Here is a 236-nt window from a genome sequence, read left to right as displayed (position 1 = left end):
CCTACGGGAGGCTGCAGTCGAGAATCTTCGGCAATGGGCGCAAGCCTGACCGAGCGACGCCACGTGCGGGATGAAGGCCTTCGGGTTGTAAACCGCTGTCAGTGGGGAGGAAGGCCGTGTGAAGAGCATGGTTTGACCTATCCGCAGAGGAAGTGTGGGCTAAGCTCGTGCCAGCAGCCGCGGTAAGACGAGCCACACAAACGTTATTCGGAATTACTGGGCTTAAAGGGTGCGTA

1 rRNA gene is annotated in these 236 nt (G+C 58.5%); it reads left to right on the top strand.

The annotated features are described in order from the left end of the window. Positions 1-236 (top strand): 16S ribosomal RNA (locus ACTHS4_RS12595); the annotation flags it as partial.

It is taken from the genome of Neisseria sp. P0014.S009, from assembly GCF_051958155.1.
Taxonomy (GTDB): Bacteria; Pseudomonadota; Gammaproteobacteria; order Burkholderiales; family Neisseriaceae; genus Neisseria; species Neisseria flavescens_C.
Note: the sequence above shows the minus strand (reverse complement) of the source record. Positions and strands in the feature narration are given on the sequence as shown.